Below are 8,058 nucleotides of genomic sequence, written 5' to 3'. Positions count from 1 at the left end.
GGCATGTTCCGATGGAAAATGCCAGAACTCCCCCCACGGCTCGGCACGTTGAGTAACGTCGCCGTCACTGCCGTACGTCCGCACGCCGTATCGGGAGGGGAACCCGCGTGCCCGGAATAGACGAGTGCCTGCTCGAGGCGATGGCCTTGCCAGGCGCACGCGGGGCGTCCCTGGTCGACTGGACCAGCGGGCTCGCGCTGGGAACCGCCGGCGATTCGCCGGTCGGCGACCACGAGACCACGGCCGCCGAGACCGCCGAACTCGCCCGCGCGGCCGCGGAGTACGAGTCCTTCGCGGCCGGCGACTCCTTAGCCGCAGACGGCGCGGACCCAGGCGCCGAAGCGCCCAAGGGCCCGCCGGTCGAGGACCTGATCGTCACCACCCGCACCGGGTACCACGTGCTCCGGTTCGTCGAGACCGCCTTCGACAGCAGCGTCTTCCTGCACCTGTGGCTGGACCGCACCGACGGCAACCTGGCCCTCGCCCGGCTCCGGCTGCGCGACCTCGCGGAACGGCTGGTCCTCGGATGACCGTCTCCCCGATGCTGGTCCGGCTCGCCGCCGAGCGGGCCACCGGCGCGCTGCTGCGCGACCAGGGCACGCTCTACCTCGTCGACGGGCGGGTCGTGCACGCGGAGAGCCCGGCCGCGCCCGGCCTGGACGTGCTGCTCACGGCCGGCGGCCGGCTGCCGCGCGACGGCTGGGACGAGGCCGTGAACCGGGCCGGGGCGCGCCGCGAGGTCGGCCGGTTCCTGGTCGCCAGCGGCCGGCTCGGCGGCGGGGAGCTGGAGATCTGCCACCTCGGCGCGGTCTTCGACGCGGCCTTCTTCGCGCTCGCCCCGGCGAGCGGGCCGACCCGCTTCCGGTACGGGGTCGGGCACTGGTTCGGCTCGGTGCGGCCGGTCTCCGCCGCCGCCGTCGAGCGCGAGACCGTGCGCCGCCGCGAACTGCTCGACAGCGTCTGGCCGTACCCGGCCGTCGACGCCGGCCCGGTACTCCCCCGCCCCGCCGAGCCCGGCCGGACCGTGGGCCGGCGGCAGCGCGCCCTGCTGGCCGCCGCCGACGGCGTCCGCACCCCGGCGGACCTGGCCCGGCTGCTCGGCCGCCCGGCCTTCCACACCCTGCTCGACGTCCGGCGGCTCGCCGCCGCCGGCCTCGTCGCGACCCCGCTCGACCCCGTGCCCGCCGAACCGCCCCCGCTGCCCTCCTGGGTCGGCGAGGTCACCACCGACCCCGACATCGCCCTGCTGCGCCGGCTCCGTGACGCCCTGGAGGCAAGTCTGTGATGAGGCGTGCCCTGCGCCTGCGCGCCGAGAGGAGACAGCTGATGACCGCAGAAGCCGAGGTGCTCGGCGAGCTCAGACGGCTGCGCGCCCGGCTGCCCCAGCTGACCGGGGCGCTCGCCGCCAGCGCCGACGGCCTGGTGCTCGCCCATGACACCGTCGACGGCGAGGCGGAGAGCGTCGCCGCGCTGACCGCGGCGGCCCTCGGCGTCGGGCAGCGGCTCACCGACTCCACCGGCCAGGGCGCCTTCCGCGAACTGCTGGTGCGCGGCGAGCACGGCTACGTCGCGACGTACGCGGCGGGCGGCGCCGCCGTGCTGACCTTGCTCGCCGAGCCCCGGATCAACGTGGGCCGGCTCCATCTGGAGGCGCGGCGGTCCAGCGCGCGGATAGGGGAGCTCGTGGACGCGGCGCTGGAACGCAGAGACCCGAACTGACCGACAGAGCACTACATCTGACAGGCCCCCCACATCTCACCGAAAAGGAAGTGTGACACCCATGGCGAACACCGAGACCTCCCTCAAGGAAGCCGCCTCGATCGAGGGCGCCATCGGCGCGGCCCTCGTCGACTACACCAGCGGCATGGCTCTGGGCACGATCGGCGGCAGCAAGGAACTCGACCTCAACGTGGCCGCGGCCGGCAACACGGACGTGGTCCGGGCCAAGGTCCGGGCGATGGAGATGCTCGGTCTCAAGGACGACATCGAGGACATCCTGATCACCCTCGGCGGCCAGTACCACCTGATCCGGCTGCTCAAGAAGCGCGGCACGAACGGCCTGTTCCTGTACCTCGCCCTCGACAAGGGCCGGGCGAACCTGGCGATGGCCCGCCACCAACTGAAGGCGGTCGAGGCCGGGCTGGAGGTGTGACGGTTCGTACGCGGCGCTAGTCGACGAACAGCCCGCGGGCGGCCGCCTTCGCGTCGAACTCCTCCAGTCGGGCCTGCGCGTCCGGCAGCTCGTCCGCCATCGCCTCCAGGAGCACCCGGCCGAGCAGCATCGGCGCGCAGGCCGTGTCGAAGGCGAGACCGGTGCCGACGGCGGCGGGGAGCAGCAGGTCGCTGTGCGCGGCGACCGGGGCGAAAGCCGACTCGGCGACCGTCACCACGGTCAGGCCGGCGCCCCGGGCGTACTCCAGGGCCTCGACGACCTCCCGGGGGTGGCGGGGCAGCGCGAAGCAGAGCAGGGCGGTGGCGCCGGCGCGGGCCGCCGCGTCGATCCGGTCGGTGAGCATCGAGCCGCCCTCGTCGAGCAGCCGTACGTCCGGGTGGACCTTGCCCGCGAAGTACGCGAAGCCCCGGGCCTGCGAGGAGGCGGCGCGCAGCCCGAGCACGGGCAGCGGCCGGGAGGCGGCGAGCAGCCGGCCGGCCCGCTCCACGGGGGCGGGGTCGGCGAGCAGCTCGGCGAGGTGGCGCAGGTTCTCGATCTCTGCGAGGACGGCCTGCTGGTACTCGTTGTGCTCGCTGCCCTTGTCCGCGGCCCTGGTCTGCTCGGGCGGTGCGACCTCGCGCAGGTGCCGGCGGAGCGCCGGATAGCCGTCGAAGCCGAGGGCGACGGCGAAGCGGGTGACGGACGGCTGGCTGACGCCGGCGAGCTCGGCCAGCTCGACGCTGGACAGGAAGGGCACGTCGGCGGCGCGGCGCACCATGCAGTGCGCGATCCGCCGCTGCGTCGGCGTCAGCCGATGCCCCTCGAAGAGCGCCTGCAGCCGTCCGGCCGGGCTGTCGCTCATGCCGCGCCGTCCCCCTTCGTCTCACGTCCGACTTCGTGCCACGTTCGATTATTCACTCATCCAGAACTCTGCATGAGGATATGCAGCAAGGGCAAGACGGGGGCTATCCCCAGTGTGACGGGGCTGTCCGCTCCGTACCGTGGGCGGCATGGACGCCCGTGATCAGGAGCTCAGGACCGAGCTCGACGCCACCCTCCAGGCCCGCCGCGAGCTCGGGACGGAGTACGAGTCCGCGCTGATCGAGTCCTTCCTCGGGAAGGTCGAGCAGCGCCTTGACGCGACGATCGACCGCCAGGTGCGGCGGCAGCTGGCCGAGAGCCGGATGGTCGTGGCCCGGGGCGGCCGACCTGCGGCCCGTGGGGAGGGCGTGGGCTCCGGGGCGGAGGGCTTCGGCGAGCGCTTCGGCTTCGCGATCATCACGCTGATCCTGGCCGTCCCGCTCTCCGCGATCGCCGCGCACCAGGCGGAGCTGGAGGGCCTGATCGTCACGTGGCTGGGGATCGTGGGCGTGAACGCGGTGCACGCGTTCCGCGGCATCGGCTTCGGCCGGAACCGGGCGCGCGACCGCGCCGACGGGGACTCCGACTGGGAGAAGTGAGCGCGCGAGGAGATTGACGCGGGGACCGCCGCACCCCCATCACTGGGGGGCGGGACGACGGCGGTCCCCGCGGGGGACACGGGCCCGGGTCAGGGCCGGTCTCCGCGTCCGCGGCGTCGCGAGGAGGTCCGGGAGCCGCTCCGTAGTCCTTGACGCCGACAACGACCAATGTGCCGGACGCGTGTTAAGCGGGTGCTGCGGCTACGTGTCATGCCCGTACCGTTTGCACGAACCGCAGCCCGCAGCGGACCTTCTGACGCCCCGGGAGCTGCCCCGGGGCGTCGTCCGGCGATCTGCGCGGGGCGTCGTCCCGGGATCTGCGCGGGGCGTCGTCCCGGGATCTGCGCGGAAGGTGCGCGGAACCTACTTCGCGCCGTCCTTGGCCAGGAAGGCCAGCAGGTCCTGGCGGCTCACCACGCCGGTGGGCTTGCCCTCGACCAGCACGATCGCCGCGTCCGCGTCGCCGAGGACGGACATCAGGTCGGCGACCGGCTCGCCCGAGCCGACCTGCGGCAGCGGCGAGCTCATGTGCTGCTCCAGGGCGTCCTCCAGGGAGGCCTTCTGGGTGAACAGGTGGTCGAGCAGCTCGCGCTCCACGACCGAGCCGATGACCTCGGCGGCCATCACGTCGGGGTGGCCGGCGCCCGGCTTCACGATCGGCATCTGCGAGACGCCGTACTCGCGCAGCACCTCGATGGCCTGGCCGACGGTCTCGTCCGGGTGCATGTGGACGAGCGAGGGCATGCCGCCCGACTTGTGCCGGAGCACGTCGGCGACGGTGGCGGAGGAGGTGTCCTCCAGGAAGCCGTAGTCGGCCATCCACTCGTCGTTGAAGATCTTCGACAGGTAGCCGCGGCCGGAGTCCGGCAGCAACACGACCACGACGTCGTCCGGGCCGAGGCCCTCGGCGACGCGCAGCGCCGCGACGACCGCCATGCCGCAGGAGCCGCCGACCAGCAGGCCCTCCTCCTTGGCGAGGCGGCGGGTCATCTGGAAGGAGTCCTTGTCGGACACGGCGACGATCTCGTCCGTGACGGTCGGGTCGTAGGCGGTGGGCCAGAAGTCCTCGCCGACGCCCTCGACCAGATACGGCCGGCCGGAGCCGCCGGAGTACACGGAGCCCTCGGGGTCGGCGCCGACGATGCGGACCTTCCCGCCGGAGATCTCCTTGAGGTAGTTGCCGGTGCCGGAGATGGTGCCGCCGGTGCCGACGCCCGCGACGAAGTGGGTGATCTTCCCGTCCGTCTGCTCCCAGAGCTCGGGACCGGTGGTCTCGTAGTGCGAACGGGGGTTGTTCGGGTTCGAGTACTGGTCCGGCTTCCAGGCCCCTGGGGTCTCACGGACGAGGCGGTCCGAGACGTTGTAGTACGAGTCGGGGTGCTCGGGGTCGACGGCGGTCGGGCAGACCACGACCTCGGCGCCGTACGCGCGCAGCACGTTGATCTTGTCCGTGGACACCTTGTCCGGGCAGACGAAGATGCACTTGTAGCCCTTCTGCTGGGCCACGATGGCGAGGCCGACGCCGGTGTTGCCGGACGTGGGCTCGACGATCGTGCCGCCGGGCTTGAGCTCGCCGCTCGCCTCGGCCGCCTCGATCATGCGCAGGGCGATGCGGTCCTTGACCGAGCCGCCCGGGTTGAAGTACTCGACCTTGGCCAGGACGGTCGCCTGAAGGCCCTCTGTGACGCTGTTGAGCTTCACCAGCGGGGTATTGCCGACGAGGCTGATCATCGAGTCGTGGAATTGCACCGTTATCTCCGGGGTCTCCGTAGTGATGCAGCCAGCGTATGCGTAGTCGGAGCAGGTTACGGGGCAGTTACTCCCTGAACGGCTTGAAGGAGGTGGCTGCCCGGATGTCCAGGGCGAGGGTGGCGCGGCGGATCGCGGCGGGCGCGGCGTACGGCGGAGGCGGGATCGGGCTGCTGGGCGTGGCCGCGGTCGGGGTGTTGCTGGCGGAGGTGCAGCTGGCGAAGCGGTCGGTGGGCGGGGGTGTGGCGCCGCTCGCCCCGACGGCGGACGGCCGGTACGGACGGTCGTTCGAGCCGTCCCTGCCGGCCGGGGAGGAGCCGCTGCGGCTGGCCCTTCTGGGTGATTCGACGGCCGCGGGGCAGGGGGTGCGCCGGGTGGGCCAGACGCCGGGGGCGCTGCTGGCGTCGGGGCTCGCGGCGGTGGCGGAGCGGCCGGTGGACCTGCGGAACGTGGCGCTGCCGGGGGCACGCTCGGACGACCTGGAGCGGCAGGTGTCGCTGCTGCTCGCGACGCCGGGCTCGGGGGCGGGGGTGCCGGACGTGTGCGTGATCATGATCGGCGCGAACGACGTGACGCACCGGATGTCGCCGACGGAGTCGGTGCGGCACCTGGCGGCGGCGGTGCGCCGGCTGCGGACGGCGGGCGCGGAGGCAGTGGTCGGCACCTGCCCGGACCTGGGCACGATCGAGCCGGTGTACCAGCCGCTGCGCTGGCTGGCGCGGCGGGCGTCGCGGCAGCTGGCGGCGGCGCAGACGATCGTGGCGGTGGAGCAGGGCGGGCGGACGGTGTCGCTGGGCGACCTGCTGGGCCCGGAGTTCGCGGCGAACCCGCGGGAGATGTTCGGCGTGGACAACTTCCACCCCTCGGCGGAGGGCTACGCGACGGCGGCGATGGCGATCCTCCCGACGGTCTGCGCGGCGCTGGGCGTCTGGCCGGAGGAGGAACGCCTGGAGGTGGACCGCCGCGAGGGCATGCTGCCGGTGGCGAAGGCGGCGGCGGAAGCGGCGGCGGAGGCGGGCACGGAGGTCACGGGCGCGCGGGCCCCCTGGGCCTTGCTGAAACACCGCCGCCGCCGCAGAGTCCCCACCCCGACAGAAACCCCAACCCCAACGGACACCCCGGCTCCGTAGGCCCCGCCGAACGCCCGGCCCCGCTGGGGGCATGCCCCCAGCGGGGGGTGCACTGTCGTTGGTGGGAACAAATTCGGCTGAGCGGGCGCTTAGAAAAGAGGTCCGCGTCACACCGCATGGGCGGTGACCCGTGCCGTACGTACAGGTAACTTCCCTTTCAGTCCCTCGACGTCGCCACACCCTCCTGGAGCCGTGATGCCCGAAGCCGTCATCGTCTCGACCGCCCGCTCCCCGATCGGCCGGGCCTTCAAGGGCTCCCTGAAGGATGTGCGGCCGGACGACCTGACCGCGACCATCATCCAGGCCGCCCTCGCCAAGGTTCCCGAGCTCGACCCGCGCGACATCGACGACCTGATGCTCGGCTGCGGCCTGCCCGGCGGCGAGCAGGGCAACAACCTGGGCCGGATCGTCGCCGTCCAGATGGGGATGGACCACCTCCCCGGCTGCACGATCACCCGCTACTGCTCGTCCTCCCTGCAGACCTCCCGCATGGCGCTGCACGCCATCAAGGCCGGCGAGGGCGACGTCTTCATCTCCGCCGGCGTCGAGATGGTGTCCCGCTTCGTGAAGGGCAACTCCGACTCCCTGCCGGACACGCACAACCCGCTCTTCGCCGAGGCCGAGGCCCGCACTGCGGCCGTCGCCGCCTCCGAGGGCGCCACCTGGCACGACCCGCGCGAGGACGGCCTCGTCCCGGACGCGTACATCGCCATGGGCCAGACCGCGGAGAACCTGGCCCGCATGAAGGGCATCAGCCGCCGGGAGCTCGACGAGTTCGGCGTCCGGTCCCAGAACCTCGCCGAGCAGGCCATCAAGAACGGCTTCTGGGCGCGCGAGATCACCCCGGTGACCACCCCGGACGGCACCGTCGTCAGCACGGACGACGGCCCCCGCGCGGGCGTCACCCTGGAGGGCGTCGAGGGCCTGAAGCCGGTCTTCCGCCCCGACGGCCTGGTCACCGCCGCCAACTGCTGCCCGCTCAACGACGGCGCCGCCGCCCTCGTGATCATGTCCGACACGAAGGCCCGCGAGCTCGGCCTGACCCCGCTCGCCCGGATCGTCTCCACCGGCGTCTCCGGCCTCTCCCCCGAGATCATGGGCCTCGGCCCGGTCGAGGCGTCCAAGCAGGCCCTGGGCCGCGCCGGCCTGACCGTCGACGACATCGACCTGTTCGAGATCAACGAGGCCTTCGCGGCCCAGGTGATCCCCTCGTACCAGGACCTGGGCATCCCGCTCGACAAGCTGAACGTCAACGGCGGCGCGATCGCCGTCGGCCACCCCTTCGGCATGACCGGCGCCCGGATCACCGGCACGCTGATCAACAGCCTCCAGTTCCACGACAAGCAGTTCGGCCTGGAGACCATGTGCGTCGGCGGCGGCCAGGGCATGGCCATGGTGATCGAGCGCCTCAGCTGAGCCATGGCGTTGAGCCATGGCGCTGAGCCTTGGCACGCCTGTCCTGACGCGGCTTCGCTAACCGCCCCGCGTCCGAGCCGTGACCGAATCTCCCCCAGGATGTGACCTATGTCCCGGGGGAGAGTCGTTTTCCCAGGTCACAGCAGTTACG

9 protein-coding genes are annotated in these 8,058 nt (G+C 72.6%); 7 read left to right on the top strand and 2 right to left on the bottom strand.

All coding sequences use genetic code 11. The features are described 5' to 3' along the window. Positions 1 to 107 precede the first annotated feature (107 nt). The 4 genes from VIU94_RS25155 to VIU94_RS25140 all read left to right on the top strand — a co-directional run bounded on the left by VIU94_RS25155 (position 108) and on the right by VIU94_RS25140 (position 2,152). Positions 108 to 530, top strand: coding sequence for a hypothetical protein (locus VIU94_RS25155; RefSeq protein ID WP_331914386.1), 423 nt, complete (start codon positions 108 to 110; stop codon positions 528 to 530). Next, positions 527 to 1,285, top strand: coding sequence for a transcriptional regulator (locus VIU94_RS25150; protein ID WP_331914384.1), 759 nt, complete (start codon positions 527 to 529; stop codon positions 1,283 to 1,285). Before VIU94_RS25155 ends, VIU94_RS25150 begins: the two co-directional genes overlap by 4 nt. After that, complete coding sequence (locus VIU94_RS25145; RefSeq protein WP_331914382.1) at positions 1,285 to 1,719, top strand: roadblock/LC7 domain-containing protein; 435 nt, start codon at positions 1,285 to 1,287, stop codon at positions 1,717 to 1,719. Before VIU94_RS25150 ends, VIU94_RS25145 begins: the two co-directional genes overlap by 1 nt. 61 nt (positions 1,720 to 1,780) lie before the next feature. Further along, on the top strand, positions 1,781 to 2,152 hold the full coding sequence (locus VIU94_RS25140; protein WP_331914380.1) for a hypothetical protein: 372 nt from the start codon (positions 1,781 to 1,783) through the stop codon (positions 2,150 to 2,152). Positions 2,153 to 2,168: 16 nt separating this feature from the next. Here VIU94_RS25140 and VIU94_RS25135 read toward each other — a convergent pair whose 3' ends face one another. Continuing rightward, complete coding sequence (locus VIU94_RS25135) at positions 2,169 to 3,014, bottom strand: MurR/RpiR family transcriptional regulator (RefSeq protein ID WP_331914378.1); 846 nt, start codon at positions 3,012 to 3,014, stop codon at positions 2,169 to 2,171. A 148-nt stretch (positions 3,015 to 3,162) separates the two neighbouring features. On the opposite strand from VIU94_RS25135, the gene VIU94_RS25130 reads away from it, so the two are divergent. Next, positions 3,163 to 3,612, top strand: coding sequence for a hypothetical protein (locus tag VIU94_RS25130; RefSeq protein ID WP_331914376.1), 450 nt, complete (start codon positions 3,163 to 3,165; stop codon positions 3,610 to 3,612). 363 nt (positions 3,613 to 3,975) lie between these two features. On the opposite strand, the gene VIU94_RS25125 is transcribed toward VIU94_RS25130, so the two are convergent. After that, positions 3,976 to 5,361 carry a cystathionine beta-synthase gene (locus VIU94_RS25125; protein ID WP_331914374.1) on the bottom strand — a complete coding sequence of 462 codons (1,386 nt, stop codon included), beginning with the start codon at positions 5,359 to 5,361 and terminating at the stop codon, positions 3,976 to 3,978. Positions 5,362 to 5,480: 119 nt separating this feature from the next. On the opposite strand from VIU94_RS25125, the gene VIU94_RS25120 reads away from it, so the two are divergent. Both VIU94_RS25120 and VIU94_RS25115 read left to right on the top strand, forming a co-directional pair. Next, positions 5,481 to 6,491, top strand: coding sequence for an SGNH/GDSL hydrolase family protein (locus VIU94_RS25120; protein WP_414721011.1), 1,011 nt, complete (start codon positions 5,481 to 5,483; stop codon positions 6,489 to 6,491). A 195-nt stretch (positions 6,492 to 6,686) separates the two neighbouring features. Beyond that, positions 6,687 to 7,907 (top strand): acetyl-CoA C-acetyltransferase, encoded by a 1,221-nt coding sequence (locus tag VIU94_RS25115; protein WP_331914370.1) that lies wholly within the window; start codon positions 6,687 to 6,689, stop codon positions 7,905 to 7,907. Positions 7,908 to 8,058 lie beyond the last annotated feature (151 nt).

The sequence above is a fragment of the Streptomyces sp. genome (assembly GCF_036566765.1).
In the GTDB taxonomy this organism is placed as follows: Bacteria; Actinomycetota; Actinomycetes; order Streptomycetales; family Streptomycetaceae; genus Streptomyces.
The sequence above is the reverse complement of the archived record's forward strand: the minus strand, read 5'-3'. Positions and strand labels throughout refer to the sequence as shown.

Coding starts and splice junctions, on each gene's coding strand:
- VIU94_RS25150 (WP_331914384.1), top strand. CDS start 527: ATGACCGTCTCCCCGATGCTGGTCCGGCTCGCCGCCGAGCGGGCCACC.
- VIU94_RS25145 (WP_331914382.1), top strand. CDS start 1,285: ATGAGGCGTGCCCTGCGCCTGCGCGCCGAGAGGAGACAGCTGATGACC.
- VIU94_RS25140 (WP_331914380.1), top strand. CDS start 1,781: ATGGCGAACACCGAGACCTCCCTCAAGGAAGCCGCCTCGATCGAGGGC.
- VIU94_RS25135 (WP_331914378.1), bottom strand. CDS start 3,014: ATGAGCGACAGCCCGGCCGGACGGCTGCAGGCGCTCTTCGAGGGGCAT.
- VIU94_RS25130 (WP_331914376.1), top strand. CDS start 3,163: ATGGACGCCCGTGATCAGGAGCTCAGGACCGAGCTCGACGCCACCCTC.
- VIU94_RS25115 (WP_331914370.1), top strand. CDS start 6,687: ATGCCCGAAGCCGTCATCGTCTCGACCGCCCGCTCCCCGATCGGCCGG.